This is a genomic window from Proluteimonas luteida, assembly GCF_021191695.1.
GTDB classification, from domain to species: domain Bacteria; phylum Pseudomonadota; class Gammaproteobacteria; order Xanthomonadales; family Xanthomonadaceae; genus Luteimonas; species Luteimonas luteida.
In genome coordinates, this window is record NZ_JAIWPT010000008.1 from 172,283 (window position 1) to 190,275 (window position 17,993).

The window sequence follows — 17,993 nt, forward strand, 5'->3', positions numbered from 1 at the left end:
CAGCGCTGCGTTTTCCGTGTCGTGTTCCGGGCGTGCCGCGGGCCCCGGGACACCGCGCCGCGCCGGCCTGCAACGGGTGCTGATGCGCCGGTCGAGCGGCCGCGACACCCCTGTCCGAAAGTGCATACGCAGGCGTCCGGAAGTGTGTTAGCGTTTCGTTCAAGGCCCCGGATCGGGGTCTGCATGCCGGCCGGTCCCCCCACAACAGGACGGCATGTCCGAGCGAACGCGCATGCGCGGGATGCATGCGCGCCAACCAGACAATCCAGACGTTCCAGGTCGGGGGGACCCTATGCTGCAGAGCCAGCCACAGCGCCACTTGCTTGCCGTTGCCGTCATGGCGGCGGTCGTTTCCATGTCCCACGTGTCGGTCGCGCATGCGCAGCAGGCGCCCGCCGACGACGACACGCCCACCACGCTCGCGACGATGACCGTCACCGCGCAGAAGCGCGAGGAGGCGCTGCAGGACGTACCGATCGTCATCAACGTGCTGACCGAACAGCTGCTGCAGGACACCGGCGTGCGCGACGTCAAGGACATGCAGGTCCTGGTGCCGGGCCTGACCGTGACCAGCACGCAGTCGGCGGCGCAGACCACCGCGCGCATCCGCGGCATCGGCACGGTCGGCGACAATCCGGGGCTGGAGTCGTCGGTGGGCATCGTCATCGACGGCGTCTACCGCGCGCGCAACAGCGTGGGCTTCGGCGACCTCGGCGAGCTGGAACGCATCGAAGTGCTGAAGGGGCCGCAGGGCACGGTGTTCGGCAAGAACACCTCGGCCGGCGTCATCAACGTCATCACCCGGCGTCCGAGCTACACCCAGTCGGTCGAGGGCGAGATCACCGTCGGCAACTACGGCCACGTCGGCGTGGCCGGCGCCTACAACGACGCGCTCGGCGAGAACAGCGCGTTCCGCATCTACGCCACCAAGCGCAAGCGCGACGGCGTCGACAACGTGTTCACCGCCGGCGGGCCGCGCCGGGAAACCGACGACGGCGACCAGAACTACCACGCGCTGCGCGGCCAGCTGCTGTTCGAGCCGACGCCCGACCTCGACATCAACATCATCGCCGACTATGCCAGCCGCGAGGAGAACTGCTGCGTCTCGGTGACCACGCATCGCGGCCCGACCGCGGCGATCATCGATGCGCTGACGCCGGGCGGGCAGGGCGTGATCCCGGTGCCGGATCTCGACCGGCGCCTGGCCTACGCCAACCGCACCACCGAGCAGGACATCAAGGACAAGGGCGTCTCGGCCGAGGTCAACTGGACCACGCCGTGGGCCAACGACGCGGTGCTGACCTCGATCACCGCGTTCCGCGACTGGAAGGCGATCACCAGCATCGACTTCGACTACTCCGCCGCCGACATCATGTACCGGCCGCCGGAGGAGGACGCCTCGCTGGTCGCGTTCGAGAACTTCAGCCAGGAGCTGCGCCTGACCGGTTCGACCGACCGCCTCGACTGGATGGTCGGCCTGTTCTATTCGGACGAGGACCTGGACCGCAACGATTCCTACTACATGGGCAGCGTCTACGAGCCCTACCTGTCGACCCTGGTCGGCAGCCAGGTCCTCGCCGGCATGGCCCAGCAGCTGGCGCCGCTGGGGCTGACCGTCGACACCGCCAATCCGGCGACGTTCCTGTCGCAGGTCAGCGGGCTGCCCTACGGCAGCAACTACACCGGCGTCGGCGCGCTCGACCGCTACGCCCAGAACGCCAAGAGCGCGGCGATCTTCACCAACAACACCTTCCGCGTGACCGATGCGCTCGACGTCACCCTGGGCCTTCGCTACACCCGCGAGAAGAAGACCCTGCAGTCGGACTTCGCCAATCCCAACGGCAGCCCGGCCTGCGCGGCGACGCTGGCCAACCCGGCCGCGCGCGTCGGCGGCGCGCTGGCGCAGCGCATCAACGGCTTCGGCAGCCTGCCGCCGGCGCTGCAGCAGCAACTGCTGTCGCAGCTGGTGCCGGCGATCGCGCCGCAGGTCGCCGGCTTCATGTGCCTGCCCTGGGCCAACGTCGCCCACAACGGCCGCAGCACCTACCAGGAGCGCACCGAGAAGGAGTGGTCGGGCACGCTGAAGGTCGCCTACGACTGGTCCGACGAGGTCATGACCTACGTGTCGGCCGCGCGCGGCTACAAGGCCGGCGGTTTCAACCTCGACCGCGTGCAGTCGTCGAACGGCCTGTCCGGCGGCGTCGCCGGCATCGTCCCGGTCGACGACACCTCGTTCCCGGGCGAGTTCGTCGACAGCTACGAGCTGGGCCTGAAGACCACCTGGGCCGACGGCAACCTGCTGTTCAACGCGGCGCTGTTCCACCAGACCTACGAGGACTTCCAGCTCAACAGCTTCCTCGGCACCGCGTTCGTCGTGCGTTCGATCCCCAAGGTGACCTCGCAGGGCATCGATGCCGAAGTGCTGTGGCAGCCGGCGGTCCGCGGGCTGATGGTGCAGGGCGGCTTCACCTACGCCAAGACCGAGTACGGTGACGACCTGCTGCCGGATCCGGAACTGGTGGCGCTGCCGGGCAACCAGATGAGCTTCGCGCCGCGCTGGTCGGGCAACGCCTCGGTGACCTACGACTGGGACGTCGGCGCGAACCTGCAGGCCCGCTTCAACATCGGCGCCAAGTACATGTCCGAGTACAACACCGGCTCGGACCTCGATCCGGAGAAGCTGCAGGACGCCTACACGCTGGTCAATGCGCGCCTGGGTTTCGGGCGCCGGGACCAGCGCTGGATGCTGGAGTTCTGGGGCCAGAACCTGACCGACGAGACCTACAAGCAGGTGGGCATCGACGCGCCGATCCAGGCGGGTTCGTGGAACGCGTTCCTCGGTGCGCCGCGCACCTACGGCATGACGCTGCGCCTGCGCTACTGAGCGCACAGCCGGGGGCGGGCCGGATCCGGCCCGCCCTGGGTCCCGTCGTCGCCCGCGCATGCGGGGACGGCAGGAGATGCGCCGGCCGACATCCGCGTGCGACCACGCCACGCGCGTTTTGCGGTACAACGGCAGACCCCTGCCGCCCGCCGATGCGATGAGCCACACCGAACCTCCTTCCGATGCCGCGCTGTGGGCGCTGGCCGAGCGTACCGGGCAGCTGCTGCGCGATACGCACCATCGCCTGGTCACCGCCGAGAGCTGCACCGGCGGCTGGATCGCCAAGACGGTCACCGACATCGCCGGCTGCTCGGACTGGTTCGACTGCGGCATGGCCGCCTACAGCTACGAGGCCAAGCAGGCGCTGCTGGGCGTCAACCCGCAGACCCTTGAAATCCACGGCGCGGTCAGCCGCGAAACCGCGATCGAGATGGTCTCGGGCGCGTTGGTGAACTCGGGCGCGACGGTCGCGGTCGCGGTGACCGGCATCGCCGGCCCGGGCGGCGGCAGCGAGGACAAGCCGGTGGGCACGGTGTGGATCGGCTGGAAGCGGCGCGGCGGCTATGCGCGCGCGCAGCTGTTCCATTTCGACGGCGACCGCGATGCGGTACGCCGTCGCACCGTCGCCGCCGCGCTCGACGGCCTGGTGTCGCTGCTGGAGGCGGGCTGATGTGGGAGACGCTGGCCACGGTGCGCGATCTCGGCCGCATCCAGGAGATCGCCGCGGTGCTGATCCGCTACGGCTTCGGCGACGTGGTCCAGCGCATCGGCATGACCGGCGCGCTGGAGCGCGCCGGCAAGTTCCTGCACATCGAGCACACCGAGGAGATCCTGCGGATGTCCGCGCCGGTGCGCGTGCGCCATGCGTTGCAGGACCTCGGGCCGACCTTCGTCAAGCTGGGGCAGGTGCTGGCGACCCGCGTCGACCTGCTGCCGCCCGACTGGATCGCCGAGCTCAGCCGCCTGCAGAGCCAGGTGCCGGCGCTGCCGTATGCGCAGATCCTGCCGCAGCTGACCGAGGATCTCGGTGGGCCGCCGGACGAGGTGTTCGCGCGGGTCGACGAGATTCCGCTGGCTGCCGCCTCGCTGGCGCAGGCGCATCGCGCCTGGCTGCACGACGACACCGCGGTGGTGCTGAAGGTACGGCGGCCGGGCATCGGCGAGGTCATCGAGGCCGACCTGCGGCTGCTGGCGCGGCTGGCGGAGATCGCCCAGTCGCAGGCGCCGGACCTGCGCCGCTACCGGCCGGTGGAGGTGGTGCGCCAGTTCGACGCCTCGCTGCGCCGCGAGCTGGACTTCGCCGCCGAATGCCGCAACGCCGAGCGCATCGCCGCCAACTTCGTCGACGACCCGCGCGTCGTCGTTCCGCGCGTGTACTGGCAATGGACCTGCCAGCGCCTGAACGTGCAGGAGATGATCCACGGCATCGCCGGCGGCGACATGGCCGCGGTGGATGCGGCCGGGCTGGACCGCCACGCACTGGCGCTGCTGGGTACCGACATCGTCATGAAGATGGTGTTCGAGGACGGCCTGTTCCATGCCGATCCGCACCCGGGCAACCTGTTCTACCTGGCCGATGGGCGCATCGCCATCATCGATTTCGGCATGGTCGGGCGGCTCGCGCCGGAGCTGCGCTTCCAGGTCGCGCAACTGCTGTACGGCCTGGTCAGCCAGGATCCGCAGACCGTCTGCGACGTGCTGCTGGCGTGGACCGACAGCGACGACACCGACGAGGGCCGGCTGCAGTCGGACATCGACCTGTTCGTCGACCAGTACCGCGGGGTGCCGCTGAAGGACCTGCGCATGGGCGCGATGCTGACCGACGTGACCGTGCTGCTGCGCCGCCACGACCTGATGCTGCCGCCGGACCTGGCGCTGCTGATCAAGGCGTTCCTGACGCTGGAGGGGCTGGGGCGCCAGCTCGACCCGGACTTCGACATGACCAGCGCCGCGCGGCCCTGGCTGCGCCGCGAGATGGCCGAGCGCTACTCGCCGCTGGCGCTGGCCCGGCGCGGCCGGCGCACGCTGTCGAACGCGGTCGACCTGCTCGGCGAACTGCCGCGCGACCTGCGCCGGCTGCTGCAGTCGGCGCGCCGCGGCCGCCTGCGCGGGCAGATCGAGGTGCCGTCGCTGAAGGCCTTCGGCGACCAGGTCAACAGCGCCGCCAACCGCCTGACCGTCGGCGTGGTCACCGCGGCGCTGATCATCGGTTCGTCGATCGTCATGAACAGCGTCAGCGGCGGCGGCAGCAATCGCTGGCTGATGACGCTGGGCGTGCTCGGCTTCGTCGGCGCCGCGCTCAGCGGCGTGTGGATCCTGCTGTCGATCTGGCGCAGCGGCCGGCGCAAGTAGGGCCGGGCAAGCCCGGCTCTGCGGATCTGCCGGGACATGCATCCCGCGGGCGCGGTCTCAGCGCGCCACGTCGACCCAGACCAGGCGATGGTCGGTGCCGTCGACGATGTCGGCATGCGGGGCGTCGCTGCGCGGCCAGAACACGCCGCTGGCGACCGCGCGCTGGCCGACCGAGGGCAGCACGTAGTCGAGCCGCAGGTTGCCCACGCGCGGGCCGAAACTGCCGGTGTCGTGCGCGTGTGCGCCGCGATGCTCGAGGTTCGCCGCGCCGGCGGCCTCGGCCGCCTCCACCGCACCGTCGCTGCGCGGCGTGGGCATGCGCAGCACGCGCGGATGCTCGATCAGGCCGACGATCGCCTCGTGGTCGCCGGCGCCGTCGACCGGGTCGTTGTTGAGGTCGCCGAGGATCACGAAGCGCGCATCCGCGTCGAGGCCGCCGCAGCGCCCGGCGTCGTCGCACAGCCAGTCGTGCGGACCGGGCGACAGATATTCGGTCCACAGCCGGATCTCGTCGTGGTTGCGCGCGACGTTGCGCTTCTCCGGGCCGTCGAACGCCGGTGGCGTCGGGTGCGAGGCCAGCACGTGCAGCACGCCCTGCGGCGTCCGCACCGGCACGTCCCAGTGCGATTTCGACGACAGCCGCAGCTGCGACCACACCGCGTCGGCGTGGAACGGGCGGCCGCTGTCGGGGTCGACCGGGCGCTTCGCTCCCGGCATCGCGCTCCAGCGCAGGTGCTGGAAGGTGCGCGCGGCGTCGGCGTCGATCGGATGGCGCGACAGCAGCAGCATGCCGTACTGGCCGGGATGCAGGCCGTAGCCCCAGGCGTCGTTGCCGCGGTCGCGGCCATCGCCGCCGACGCTGCCGTTGCCGTCGAGGTCCAGGCCGCTCTGCACGCCGGTGTTGACCGGCGCGATGTAGCGGTAGGGGTAGTGCAGCGGCGCGCCGCCGCCGGGCTGGGTGCGGGCGAGATAGCGCGACTGGAACAGCGCGGCGGCGCTGCCGTCGGCCACGTAGTCGAACTCGTTGAGCAGCACGATGTCCGGACGCACCTGCTGCAGCACCGCGGCGATCCTGCGCGCGCCGGCATCGTCGCCCTGCAGCCGCTGCATCAGGCCGCCGGCCTCGTCGCTGTACAGCGAGGTGTTGTACGAGGCGATGCGCAATGCACCGGCAGGCTTTGCCGGAAGCGCCGCGGCGGGCCGCTCGCCGTGCACGTTGACGCGGACGCAGGCGGCGACGGCCAGCACCAGCGCCAACAGGGCCAGCAGCAGGGGCGTGCGCATCATCGCGTCAGTGCCGGCATGGGCCGCCAATGGCGGCCGTCGAACCCTTCCAGCGGGCGGAAATTGCGTTTGTAGTCCATCTTCCGGTGTCCATCGATCCAGTAGCCAAGATACAGGTGCTGCCGCTGTTCCCGCTGCGCCCAGGCGATCTGGCGCAGGATCGCCAGTGTGCCGATGCCGCGTGACGCTTCGTCGGGGTCGAAGAAGGTATAGACCGCCGACAGCGCGTCGTCGGACAGGTCGGTCACCGCGACCGCGACCAGCCGGCCGTGCAGGCGCAGTTCGAGCAGGCGGCCGTCGTTCCAGCTGCCGATCAGGAACTGGTCGAACTCGGCCGCGCCGTGTCCATCCATGCCGCCGCCGGGATGGCGCGCGCGCAGGTAGCGCCGGTACAGCGCCAGGCGCTCGTCGTTGCGTTCGGCCGGCACCACCCGCGATTCGATCTCGGCGTTGCGCGCCAGCGTGCGGCGCTGGCTGCGGTTGGGCTGGAACTGCGCCACCGGGATGCGCACCGCGACGCAGGCGCGGCAGCCCTCGCAGTGCGGGCGGTAGACGATGTCGCCGGAGCGGCGGAAGCCCCAGCGCAATGCCTGCGGATAGAACCGCGGCAGCCGCGGGTCGCGCGGATCCAGCACCAGGTCGCGCGCGTTGCGGCCCTGCAGGTAGCCGCAGGCGTGGGCGCCGGTGTGGAACAGGCGCATGTCGACGATGTCGGTCGTCTCCGGCTCGGCGCGGGCGGTGGTCTGCATGGGGCCAGCATAGCGCCGGCCGTCGCAGGCGTTGCGATTGCCGCGACTCGCCGTCCCGCGGCTGAACGGCGCGGGACGCCGGTCAACGCCTGCGCGGGACGGGGCGTTGATCGGTGCACTGGGCGGCGCAGTGCCGCGACAAGGAAACGACATGACCAAGACCACCACACTCACCGCCGCCGTGCTCGCGGCCCTGACGTTCTCGATCGCGGCCGTCGCCTCCGCCGCCGATCCCGCCCCGCAGGCGGCCACCGCCACGACGCAGTCCGCCGACAAGGCGGGCCACGACGGCCCGCGCCGCGGACCGCACCGTGCACATGGCATGCGTGGCCCGGCCGGCGGATTCGACGGCATCGCGCGGCTGGACACCGACAACGACGGCCGCATCAGCCGTGCCGAGGCCGAAGCCGGCGAACAGGCCGTGCAGGCACGCCGCGACGCACGCCAGGCGGCGCGTCCCGCACGTGCCGAAGGCGCCCGCGCCGACGCGGCCCGCAGCACGGAAGGGCGCCCGGCCGGCAAGCGCGGTGCGCCGCGCGGCCAGGGCCCGGCCGGTGCACCGGCGCGCGGTTTCGGCCTGGTTGCCGATTTCGACGCGATCGACGGCAACAAGGACGGCTACATCACCCGCGCCGAGCTGCGCAGCTGGCACCAGGCCAAGCGGGCCGAACGCCAGACCGAGGCCGACGCTCGCTTCGCCACCTGGTTCCAGCAGGCCGATCTCAACGGCGACGGCAAGCTGAGCCGGGTCGAGGTCAGCGAGAAGATGCCGCGCCTGGCCGAGCGCTTCGCCTGGCTCGACGAGAACGGCGACGGCTTCCTCAGCCGCGAGGAGCTCAAGCCCGACCACGCGCGCCGCTGATTCCACGCAGTCTTCCGCGCGATCGGCGATTCGCGGTACAGGCAACAACGCGACGCCCCGCAGGTGCAGACCTGCGGGGCGTTTTTTCTGATTCCTCGCCGATCGCCGGGGAGCCTCGATCGCAGGTCGGGGCAACGCCCCCCGATGCCTTCGACGCGGAGACTGCGGCGCGGTGTCCCGCTCAGAGCCGGGCGTCGACCTCGTCCGCAGGCAGCGTCGCCTTGACGTCGAACAGCACCGCGCCGGGCTTGCCGAACGCGCGCAGCCCGGCGGCGCCGAGCGCGGTGAACTGGTCGTGGGCGACGGCGAGCACGACCGCGTCGTAGTGGCCGGCGGCCGGCGCGGCGACCATGTCCAGTGCGTATTCGCTCTGCGCATAGGCCGGTGCGACCCAGGGGTCGTGCACGTCGACCTCGACGTTGTAGCTGCGCAGTTCCTCGACCACGTCGATGACGCGCGTGTTGCGCAGGTCCGGGCAGTTCTCCTTGAACGCCAGCCCCAGCACCAGCACGCGCGCGCCCGCGGTCTGGATGCCGCGCTGCTGCATCAGCTTCACCACGCGCTGGGCGACGTGCAGGCCCATGCTGTCGTTGATGCGGCGGCCGGCCAGGATCACCTCGGGGTGGTAGCCGATCTCCTGCGCCTTGTGGGTCAGGTAGTAGGGGTCCACGCCGATGCAGTGCCCGCCGACCAGGCCCGGCCGGAACGGCAGGAAGTTCCACTTCGTGCCCGCCGCCTCGAGCACCTCGTGGGTGTCGAGGCCCAGGCGCTCGAAGATCAGCGCCAGTTCGTTGACCAGGGCGATGTTGACGTCGCGCTGGGTGTTCTCGATGACCTTGGCGGCCTCGGCCACGCGGATGCCCGACACGCGATGGGTGCCGGCCTCGACGATGTCCCGGTACAGCGCGTCGACGAAGTCGGCAGCGGCCGGGTCCGACCCGCTGGTGACCTTGAGCGTGTTCTCCAGCCGGTGCAGCTTGTCGCCGGGGTTGATCCGCTCCGGGCTGTAGCCGACGTGGAAATCCTCGCGGTAGCGCAGGCCCGACGCGCGCTCGAGCAGCGGCACGCAGATCTCCTCGGTCGCGCCCGGGTAGACCGTGGACTCGTAGATGACCACATCGCCGGCCTCGAGCACGGCGCCGACCGCGCGGCTGGCGCTCTCCAGCGCCGACAGGTCGGGCCGCTTGTAAGCATCGACAGGGGTCGGCACGGTGACGATGAAGACATTGCAGCCCGCAAGCGCCGCGGCGTCGCTGCTGTACGCCAGCCGCGTGGCCGCGCGCAAGGCCTCGCCCGACAGTTCGCAGGTGTGGTCGTTGCCGGCCTGAAGCGCGGCGACGCGCGCGGTGTCGATGTCGAAACCCAGCGTGTCGTGATGCCGGCCGAAGGCGACGGCGAGCGGCAGGCCGACATAGCCCAGGCCGATGACGGCGATGCGGATGTCGTCGCGTGCAGGCAGGCGTGCGCTCATCGCTGGGGAAACCTCGTGGAAATCGGACAGTGTAGCCGAGCGCCGGTGCGCGTCCGGGCCGGCCGGGTCGCGGTCAGTCCGCGGGTCCGGGATGCGACAGCAGCCAGTCGGCGATCGCTCCGGGGTGACGCATCCAGGTGAAATGGTCCGCGGCCGCGCCGAGCACCGCGGGCGTGATCCGGACGACGTCGACGCGGGTCGACGCGAGCTTGCCCAGCAGGAAGCGCAGCGAGGATTCGGGGCCGAGCCAGTCGCCGTCGAGCCAGGCCGCGCGGACCGGCACCTCGACCCGGGACATGCCCAGTTCCAGATCGGCGTCGACACCGGCGGCGCGATAGCGGCCGGAAAGTCCGCTGCGCGACCAGTCGCGGATCACGCCGCGCGCCTCGTTGCCGGCGAAGCGCAGGCGCCGCCCCGGCAGCACGCCCCGGGCCTGTGCCAGCCAGTCGAGGAAGCGGTACAGCGGTGGCAGCAGCCAGCGCTGCGGCGGCGGAAACGCGCGCCAGTACGGCGCCCCGCTGGCGACCAGCCACAGCGCGTCCGCCGCGTCCGGGTCCAGCGCCAGGCGGCAGCAGGCGAGCTGCCCGCCGAGGCTGTGCCCGCCGATGATGCGCGACAGGTCGCGACACTGCACCCGCATCGCCGCCTGGCTTGCGGCGATGTCCTCGCACAGCAGCTGCCGGTAGCCCCAGTCGCGATCGCGTCCGGCGCGCAGCGAACTGGAGCCGATGCCGCGCCACTCGTGCAGGAACACCGCGACGCCGCGTGCGGCAAGCGCGTCGGCGAACGGCAGGTAGTGCTTCGCCGGCACGCCCATCGCCGGCAGCCACAGCAATGCGCGCCGCGGCGATGCCGGGATCCGTGCGATCAGCTCGAAACGGTGGCCGTCGCCGGTCTGCAGCGCCTCGACGCGCGCGGCGACATCGTTCATGCGCGCATCGGCCCGAGGTGCCCGAGCACGCTGACCGCGCTGTCGCCGGGCCGATAGGCGTCGCGCATCGCGCGGTGCACGTAGGCGATGCCGGCGCGGCAGGCATCGGCCGGCGTGTCGCCAAACGCCAGCCGCGCGGCGATCGCCGACGACAGCGTGCAGCCTGTGCCGTGGCCGTCGATGTCGAGACGCGGCGCCGCATGCTCGAAGTGCGTGTCCCGGTCGCGATAGCGGTCGACGACGCGCTCGCCCTCGTCGAGGTGGCCGCCCTTGAGCAGCACGCCGCGTGCACCGTCCGCCAGCAACGCGTCCAGCGCCGCACGCGCCTGCGCGGCATCGTCGATCGCGCGCCCGAGCAGCAGCGCCGCCTCGGGGATGTTGGGCGTCAGCACCGCGGCACGCGGCAGCAGCCGGCTGCGCAGCGCGTCCAGCGCATCGTCGTCGAGCAGCTTGGCGCCCGAGGTCGCGATCATCACCGGGTCGAGCACCACCGGCACGTCCGGATGCGCATCCAGCGCGTCGGCGACGGCCTCGACGATCTCCGCCGTCGCCAGCATGCCGACCTTGATCGCACGGATGTCGAAGTCGTCGAAGCAGGCGTCGATCTGCGCGCGCAGGAACGCCGGCGGTGGCGCATGCACCGCGGTGACGCCACGGGTGTGCTGCGCGGTCAGCGCGGCGATCGCCGACAGGCCGTGCACGCCGTGCGCGGCGAAGGTCTTCAGGTCGGCCTGGATGCCCGCGCCGCCGCCGGAATCGGAGCCGGCGATGGTCATCACGGAGCGGGGGCGGGAACGGTCGTTGTCCATCCGCGCATTGTGCAACAGCCCGGTCGCCGCATCGGCGGGGTTCACTGGCCCGGCGGCCCCGGATGGGTGATCCGCCAGTGCCGGTAGACGGTGTAGCCCAGGCCGGTGATGCCGGTCAGCGCCGCGGGAATCAGCAGCGCGTGGTAGCCGATCTGGCGGAACAGCCAGGCGCCGAGGATGCCGCCGGCCAGGAAGCCGCTGATGATCAGGCCGCTGAGCGTCAGCCGGCGCATCGGCAGCGGCATGCCGCGGATCAGGTGGCCTAGGCCGATACCCAAGTCGGTGAACATGCCGCTGAGATGGGTCGTGCGCACGATCGCGCCGCTGTAGGTGGTGACCATCGCGTTCTGCAGGCCGCAGGCCATCGCCGCGAGCAACGCGCCGTTGAGCTGCTGGGCGATGAACAGAGGCACCGCCGCGGCCAGCAGCACCGCTTCGAGCGCCAGCGCGACGCCGTAGCGCCGCCCCAGCCGCAGCGTGCTGTCCTGGATGATCAGGCCGCTGAGCATCGCGCCGAAGGAGAACGCGATCAGCAGTGCCCACAGGTGGCGGACCGAGCGCCAGTCGCCTTCCACCAGCGCCGCGCCGAGCAGGCTGGTGGTGCCGGTCAGGTGGCTGACGGCCTGGTGCTCGAAGCCGAGATAGCCGACCACGTTGACCATCCCGGCGATGCAGGCCAGCGTGACGGCACCGGTCCAGACCCAGCCTGGCAGCCGCTCGGTCATGCCGGCGTCTTGAGCCGCACGCCGCGGCCCGTGCCCTGGCTGGGTTGCGCGTTGCCGATCAGTTCGATGCCGGCGGCGTCCAGCGCCTCGACGATCCTGGTCAGCGTGGCAATCGAGCCGCGCACGTTGCCCTGGCTGGTTTCCATGCGCTGGATCGTCGGCAGCGACACGCCGGCCATCGCCGCCAGCGTGCGCTGGTCGATGCCGAGCAGGGCGCGCGCGGCGCGCAGTTGGGCGGCGGAGATCATGGGCGGATGCCAATGTCGGAGCCGGTCCATTCGACCAGACAGGGCATCACCATGCAAGCTCAGGGACTGCATGATGATGCATGGGACATCATCTTGCGCCCGCGTGACGCCGCCCCGATCGGACGCGGGGCGGGGCCGGCCCCGCCCCGCGTGGCTCGACCGGGCGTTGAAGCGAACCGCTCAGGTTCTCAGAGCACCTCGGACGCGAAATCGGCCAGCCGCGAACGCTCGCCGCGGCGCAGGGTGATGTGCGCGCTGTGGGCCCAGTTCTTGAAGCGGTCGACCGCGTAGGTCAGGCCGGACGTGGTCTCGGTGAGGTAGGGCGTGTCGATCTGCTCGACGTTGCCCAGGCAGACGATCTTGGTGCCCGGGCCGGCGCGGGTGACCAAGGTCTTCATCTGCTTGGGCGTCAGGTTCTGGGCCTCGTCGAGGATCAGGTAGCGGCTGAGGAAGGTGCGGCCGCGCATGAAATTCATCGAGCGGATCTTGATGCGGCTGGCCAGCAGGTCGTTGGTCGCCGCGCGGCCCCAGCTGCCGCCTTCCTGGTTGTGGGTCAGCACTTCGAGGTTGTCGGTCAGCGCGCCCATCCACGGCGTCATCTTCTCCTCCTCGGTGCCGGGCAGGAAGCCGATGTCCTCGCCGACGCTGACCGTCGCGCGGGTCATGATGATCTCGCGGTAGCGCTGCTGGTCCATCGTCTGCGCCAGCCCGGCCGCGAGCGCGAGCAGGGTCTTGCCGGTGCCGGCGGTACCGAGCAGGGTGACGAAGTCGATGTCCGGGTCCATCAGCGCGTTGAGCGCGAAGTTCTGCTCGCGGTTGCGCGCGTTGATGCCCCAGACCGCGTGCTGGGCGTTGCGGAAGTCGTCGACGATCTGCAGCGTCGCGCGGCCGTCCTCGATCGCGATCACGCGGAACTCCGATTCCTGGTCGCCCGGCAGGTACAGGAACTGGTTCGGGTGCCAGTCCTGGTCCTCGCCCAGCGTCACCTCGTAGAAGGTGCGGCCCTTGTCGGTCCAGGATTTCAGGTCCTTGCCGTGGCGCGACCAGAAATCCTCCGGCAGCGCGCTGGCGCCGGTGAACAGCAGGCTGAAATCGTCGAGCGCGCGGTCGTTCTCGTAGTCCTCGTTGGCGATGCCGGCGATCGCGGCCTTGATCCGCAGGTTGATGTCCTTGGAGACGAACACCACCGGCAGCTCGGGCTCCTCGCGCTGCAGGGCGAGGATCGCGCCAAGGATGCGGTTGTCCGGCGCGACCACGCCGAAGGACGTGGTGTCCTCCTGCGGCGTGGTGGTCTGGAAGCGCAGCTTGCCGATGCTCTGCGCGCCACGCAGCTGCAGGCCGTTGGGACGCCGCAGCGGCAGTCCCGAGGCGATCGCGTCGGGGCCGGCGGCCTCGAGCAGCTCGTTGATGAACCGGCTGACCTGGCGCGCGTTGCGGCTGGCCTCGGTGGTGCCTTTCTTGCCGTTGTCGAGTTCTTCGATCACCTGCATCGGCAGGTAGACATCGTGCTCCTCGAACTTGAACAGCGCGGTCGGGTCGTGCATCAGCACGTTGGTGTCGAGGACGTAGACGCGTTTGCCTTTGGTCATCATGAGGGTGTCGACAATCCCTGTTGGGTGAGGAGCGGGAACATCGGAAATGCCGTGCCGCGATGGGGCGACACGGCGCTGGAGCGACGGTTGGAGCGCCGGTCGGAACGGGCGGACGGTGAGCGGGCGGATGCGATGCACGCCGATACGGCGCGCGCGGACAGGGCGCGTGCCGGCGGTGATGCATGCCGCCGGCGATGCGCACACGACCGCGCCGCCATGGCCCGGGGACCGGGACGGCGGCGAGTCCTGACTTCGCGGGCGATCACCTGGCCCGGGCCGCCTGCAACGCGTCGAGCACGGCCTGCGCATGGCCGGCGACCTTGACCTTGCGCCACTCGGCGGCCACCCGGCCGCTGGGGTCGAGCAGGAACGTGCTGCGTTCGATGCCCATCACCTTGCGGCCGTACATGTTCTTCTCGCGGATCACGTCGAACGCGCGGCACAGCGCCTCGTCGGCGTCGCTGACCAGCGGGAACGCGAAGCCCTGCTTCGCGCAGAAGTTGTCGTGCGACTTCACCGAGTCGCGCGAGACGCCCAGCACGTCCGCATCCAGCGCCTGGAAGCGCGGCAGCAGCGCATTGAAGTCCAGGCCCTCGGTGGTGCAGCCGGGCGTGGAATCCTTGGGGTAGAAGTACAGCACCAGCCAGCGGCCGGCGTGCGCGGCGAGGGTGGTGGTGGCGCCGCCGGACAGGGCCAGCGGCAGGTCCAGCGTTGACTTGGCGAGCCTGGTTGCGCTCATCGACGGTGCATGGATCCGGCGCCGGGGTGGGTGCGCATCACAATGCGCAAAGCATGGGCGATTCGCAAGGTGTCGCGTGCCTGCATCGTCAGAACTTCATCGGGTCCATGATCGCGTCGAGGTTCAGATGGTCGCAGAACTCGAGGAAATCGTCGCGCAGCGCGGCGATGTGCATGTTCGACGGGATGCCGATGGTGACCTGTGCCGAGAACATGTCCGCGCCGGTCTGCATCGCGCGGTAGCGCGAGGAGTGCAGGCTCTCGATGGTGATGCCCTGGCGGTCGAAGAAGTCGGCCAGCTGGAACAGGATGCCCGGCTTGTCGGCGGCCACCACTTCCACCACGTAGGGCAGCAGGTTGGACTGCACGGGCTTGGGGCCGGTGCGGTACCACACCAGCTTCAGGCCTTCCTCGCGCTCCAGGCGCGTCATCATCGCTTCGAGCTTGGCCACCGCATCCCACGAGCCGTTGGCGAGCGCGGTCACCGAGACGTCGCGGCCGACCGTGGACAGGCGGGTATCGACGAGGTTGCAGCCGCTGTCGGCGATGCGCCGCGACACCGACAGCAGCGGCGAGGCCGGATGCGTGGTGTACGCGTTGATCAGCAGGTAGTTTTCGTTCGGCGACGGCCGGGAGGCGGTATCTGGTTCGGAATCGGTCAAGGGGGCGTCCGCGGCGGGAATCGGTACGACAGCGTCGTTTCGACGTTGGCTGGGTGAACGGCGACCCGGTCTCGGACCGGGCACCGCGGCCAGCATACTTGCCCGCGCTTCGCGGCCGCAAGTAACATCGGCCGGCATTTCCCGCGCGACAGCCCGGCCGGGCACGTTCGCCGCCGGCGACCTGCCGCACCCAACGCCAACCGCCCAACGGAATCCGACTTTTGCGACTTTCCGGCAGCATCACCGCCCTCGCGACGCCCTTCACCGCCACCGGGCAGCTCGATACGGCGGCATGGGAGCGGTTGGTCGGGACCCAGCTGGCCGCGGGCACGCAGGGCCTGGTGGTCGCCGGTTCGACCGGCGAGGCAGCGACCCTGACCGATGATGAATACGACTGGCTGGTCCGCGCCGCGCTGCGTCTTGTCGCCGGACGGGTACCGGTGCTCGCCGGTACCGGTCTGTCGGGAACCGCTCGCACCATCGAACAGACGCGCCGCGCCGCGGCACTCGGCATCGATGCGGCACTGGTGGTCACGCCGCCCTATGTCCGTCCGACCCAGGCCGGACTGGTGGCGCACTACCGCGCGGTCGCCGACGAGGGCGGGCTGCCGGTGGTGCTCTACAACGTGCCGGCGCGCACCGGCAGCGACCTGCTGCCCGACACCGCCGCCGTGCTCGCGGCGCACCCGGGCATCGTCGGGGTCAAGGAAGCCGACAGCAGCGAGGCGCGCATGCAGGCGCTGCTGCCGCTGCGGGGAGACGGCTTCGCCGTGCTCAGCGGCGACGATGCGACCGCGGCGCGCGCGATGCTGGCCGGTGCCGACGGCGTGATCTCGGTGGTGTCGAACGTCGTTCCTGCCGCGTTCCGTCATCTCGCCGATCTCGCACGCGCCGGCAGTCGCGAAGATGCCCGCGATTGGGACGCACGCCTGCAGCCGCTGTATGCGTTTGCCGGCATCGAGTCCAATCCGATTCCGGTCAAGGCGGTACTCGCACGGCAGGGCTTCGGCCATGGCCTGCGGCTGCCATTGACTTCCCTGGCCGACGCGCACCACGCGCTGGCCGACGATGCGACGCGACTGGCGGCAGACCTGGAACGGTCGTGCCGCGCGTCGCGCGCAGCCTGATTCCTGCAGGAGATCACCACTGATGCGTTCATCGAATTCCCCCATCCGTTACGTCGCCATCGCATGCCTGGCCGTCGCGGTCGTGGGTGCCAGCGGCTGCCGCTGGTTCAAGAAGGACAACGCGCTGTATGCGCAGAGCCCGGAAACCCGGCCGCTGGAAGTGCCGCCGGACCTCGACCGTCCCGCCACCGACGGCGCGATGGCGCTGCCGCCGGCGCCCGGTTCGGTGACGCGTTCGACCACCGGCCCGGCCGTTGCCGGCACCGCCAACGGCTTCGCGGTGCAGGGCGAGCGCGACGCGGTGTTCGCGCGGGTCGGGCAGGTGCTGGAGGCCACCGACGGCGTGACCGTGACCAGCCGTGCGCAGATCGTCGGCACCTACGACGTGCAGTACGGCGACAGCCAGTTCCTGGTGCGCGTGACCGCGGCCCAGGATGGCGGCGTGTTCGTCTCCGCGGTGGATGCGCGCGGCCAGGCCGCGACCGGCGAGGCGCCGACGCGCCTGCTCGCCGCGCTGCAGGCGGGGCTGGCCAACTGACAGCCGCACCCGCGGTTGCCGTACATGGAAACGGGCGCTTGAGGCGCCCGTTTCCGTTGTTGCCGATGGCCTGGCCGGATCAGCGTTCCAGCAGCGGCAGCTTGTCCGGCTTGCCTTCCCAGTCCTTGGCGTCGGGCGCGGGATCCTTGCGGGTGGTGATCACCGGCCAGTCGCGCGCCAGCTCCGCATTGAGGGCGACGAAGGCTTCCTGTCCCGCGGGCACGTCGTCCTCGGGATAGATCGCGTTGATCGGGCATTCGGGCTCGCACAGGGTGCAGTCGATGCACTCGTCCGGATCGATGACCAGGAAATTGGGGCCTTCGTGGAAACAGTCGACCGGACAGACCTCGACGCAGTCGGTGTATTTGCATTTGATGCAGTTTTCGGTGACGACAAAGGGCATGGCAGCTTCGTGCGGGCAATCGCTGCGCGCAGTTTAAGGCAGCGCTCCGGCGCACGGTGCGAAGCGTTCGCATTTGCGCGTGCTGCAGAAGGTCGCCTGATCTCCGGTAGGTCGGCCCCACGCGGCCGACGTGCGCGGTGTCCGGATTCGCGAGGCGCCATGGCGCCCGGCGGTCCGGCCCGGCCGGAAGCCCCGGCGTCGGGGGCGTTGCCCCGACCTGCGATCAGGGACCCCGGCCGTCGAACCCTGCGGCCACATCACGAAAAAGGCCCGCACCTGGCGGTACGGGCCTTTTTCATGATTGGCGCTCCCTACGGGATTGACGCGTCACATCCCTGTGCCGCGCCCTTCGGGCAGCCTGCGGCTGTCCAGCGGCGCTCCCGGCACCGCTGTCGAACCCTGCGGGTTCTCATCCCTGCGGTCGCATCACGAAAAAGGCCCGCACCTGGCGGTACGGGCCTTTTTCATGATTGGCGCTCCCTACGGGATTGACGCGGCACATCCTGTGCCGCGCCCTTCGGGCAGCCTGCGGCTGTCCAGCGGCGCTCCGGGCGCCGCTGTCGAACCCGGGTTCTCATCCCTTCGGTCGCATCATGAAAAAGGCCCGCGCCTGGCGGC

17 protein-coding genes are annotated in these 17,993 nt (G+C 70.6%); 6 read left to right on the top strand and 11 right to left on the bottom strand.

Annotated elements, in window-relative coordinates; genetic code table 11:
* The first annotated feature begins 355 nt into the window (after positions 1-355).
* From LDO26_RS09155 to LDO26_RS09165, 3 genes are all read left to right on the top strand, one after another.
* Complete coding sequence (locus LDO26_RS09155; RefSeq protein WP_232130781.1) at positions 356-2,884, top strand: TonB-dependent receptor; 2,529 nt, start codon at positions 356-358, stop codon at positions 2,882-2,884.
* Positions 2,885-3,041: 157 nt separating this feature from the next.
* Positions 3,042-3,554 carry a CinA family protein gene (locus LDO26_RS09160; RefSeq protein ID WP_232130782.1) on the top strand — a complete coding sequence of 171 codons (513 nt, stop codon included), beginning with the start codon at positions 3,042-3,044 and terminating at the stop codon, positions 3,552-3,554.
* On the top strand, positions 3,554-5,236 hold the full coding sequence (locus LDO26_RS09165; RefSeq protein WP_232130783.1) for an ABC1 kinase family protein: 1,683 nt from the start codon (positions 3,554-3,556) through the stop codon (positions 5,234-5,236). The genes LDO26_RS09160 and LDO26_RS09165 overlap by 1 nt, the downstream gene beginning before the upstream one ends.
* 57 nt (positions 5,237-5,293) lie before the next feature.
* Here LDO26_RS09165 and LDO26_RS09170 read toward each other — a convergent pair whose 3' ends face one another.
* Positions 5,294-6,520 (bottom strand): endonuclease/exonuclease/phosphatase family protein, encoded by a 1,227-nt coding sequence (locus LDO26_RS09170; RefSeq protein WP_435594057.1) that lies wholly within the window; start codon positions 6,518-6,520, stop codon positions 5,294-5,296.
* Entirely contained in the window at positions 6,520-7,422 is a 903-nt protein-coding gene (locus LDO26_RS09175; protein ID WP_435594058.1) for an arginyltransferase, read from the bottom strand. Before LDO26_RS09175 ends, LDO26_RS09170 begins: the two co-directional genes overlap by 1 nt.
* Between LDO26_RS09175 and LDO26_RS09180 the strand changes: the two genes are divergently transcribed.
* Complete coding sequence (locus LDO26_RS09180; RefSeq protein ID WP_232130786.1) at positions 7,421-8,131, top strand: EF-hand domain-containing protein; 711 nt, start codon at positions 7,421-7,423, stop codon at positions 8,129-8,131. The genes LDO26_RS09175 and LDO26_RS09180 overlap by 2 nt on opposite strands.
* A gap of 181 nt (positions 8,132-8,312) precedes the next feature.
* On the opposite strand, the gene LDO26_RS09185 is transcribed toward LDO26_RS09180, so the two are convergent.
* The 8 genes from LDO26_RS09185 to LDO26_RS09220 form a co-directional block, all read right to left on the bottom strand.
* Positions 8,313-9,602, bottom strand: coding sequence for a nucleotide sugar dehydrogenase (locus LDO26_RS09185; RefSeq protein WP_305068823.1), 1,290 nt, complete (start codon positions 9,600-9,602; stop codon positions 8,313-8,315).
* A 73-nt stretch (positions 9,603-9,675) separates the two neighbouring features.
* Positions 9,676-10,533: an alpha/beta hydrolase family protein gene (locus tag LDO26_RS09190; protein ID WP_232130787.1), complete on the bottom strand. Its 858-nt coding sequence runs from the start codon at positions 10,531-10,533 to the stop codon at positions 9,676-9,678.
* A complete protein-coding gene (gene thiD / locus LDO26_RS09195) occupies positions 10,530-11,309 on the bottom strand; it encodes a bifunctional hydroxymethylpyrimidine kinase/phosphomethylpyrimidine kinase (RefSeq protein WP_232130788.1) in 780 nt (259 codons plus the stop codon). Before thiD ends, LDO26_RS09190 begins: the two co-directional genes overlap by 4 nt.
* Before the next feature lie 74 nt (positions 11,310-11,383).
* A complete protein-coding gene (locus LDO26_RS09200) occupies positions 11,384-12,067 on the bottom strand; it encodes a YoaK family protein (protein ID WP_232130789.1) in 684 nt (227 codons plus the stop codon).
* Complete coding sequence (locus LDO26_RS09205) at positions 12,064-12,315, bottom strand: helix-turn-helix domain-containing protein (protein WP_232130790.1); 252 nt, start codon at positions 12,313-12,315, stop codon at positions 12,064-12,066. Before LDO26_RS09205 ends, LDO26_RS09200 begins: the two co-directional genes overlap by 4 nt.
* 188 nt (positions 12,316-12,503) lie before the next feature.
* The gene (locus LDO26_RS09210; RefSeq protein ID WP_232130791.1) at positions 12,504-13,904 is read right to left on the bottom strand and encodes a PhoH family protein; all 1,401 of its coding nucleotides are present in this window, start codon (positions 13,902-13,904) and stop codon (positions 12,504-12,506) included.
* A gap of 265 nt (positions 13,905-14,169) precedes the next feature.
* Positions 14,170-14,646: a peroxiredoxin gene (locus tag LDO26_RS09215; RefSeq protein WP_232130792.1), complete on the bottom strand. Its 477-nt coding sequence runs from the start codon at positions 14,644-14,646 to the stop codon at positions 14,170-14,172.
* An 88-nt stretch (positions 14,647-14,734) separates the two neighbouring features.
* Positions 14,735-15,307, bottom strand: a complete 573-nt coding sequence (locus LDO26_RS09220; RefSeq protein ID WP_255682127.1) for a glycine cleavage system transcriptional repressor — start codon at positions 15,305-15,307, stop codon at positions 14,735-14,737.
* A gap of 221 nt (positions 15,308-15,528) precedes the next feature.
* On the opposite strand from LDO26_RS09220, the gene dapA reads away from it, so the two are divergent.
* Both dapA and LDO26_RS09230 read left to right on the top strand, forming a co-directional pair.
* Positions 15,529-16,434 carry a 4-hydroxy-tetrahydrodipicolinate synthase gene (gene dapA, locus LDO26_RS09225; RefSeq protein WP_232130793.1) on the top strand — a complete coding sequence of 302 codons (906 nt, stop codon included), beginning with the start codon at positions 15,529-15,531 and terminating at the stop codon, positions 16,432-16,434.
* Between the two features lie 22 nt (positions 16,435-16,456).
* Entirely contained in the window at positions 16,457-16,972 is a 516-nt protein-coding gene (locus LDO26_RS09230; protein WP_232130794.1) for a hypothetical protein, read from the top strand.
* Positions 16,973-17,051: 79 nt separating this feature from the next.
* Here LDO26_RS09230 and fdxA read toward each other — a convergent pair whose 3' ends face one another.
* Positions 17,052-17,375, bottom strand: coding sequence for a ferredoxin FdxA (fdxA, locus tag LDO26_RS09235; RefSeq protein WP_232130795.1), 324 nt, complete (start codon positions 17,373-17,375; stop codon positions 17,052-17,054).
* Positions 17,376-17,993 lie beyond the last annotated feature (618 nt).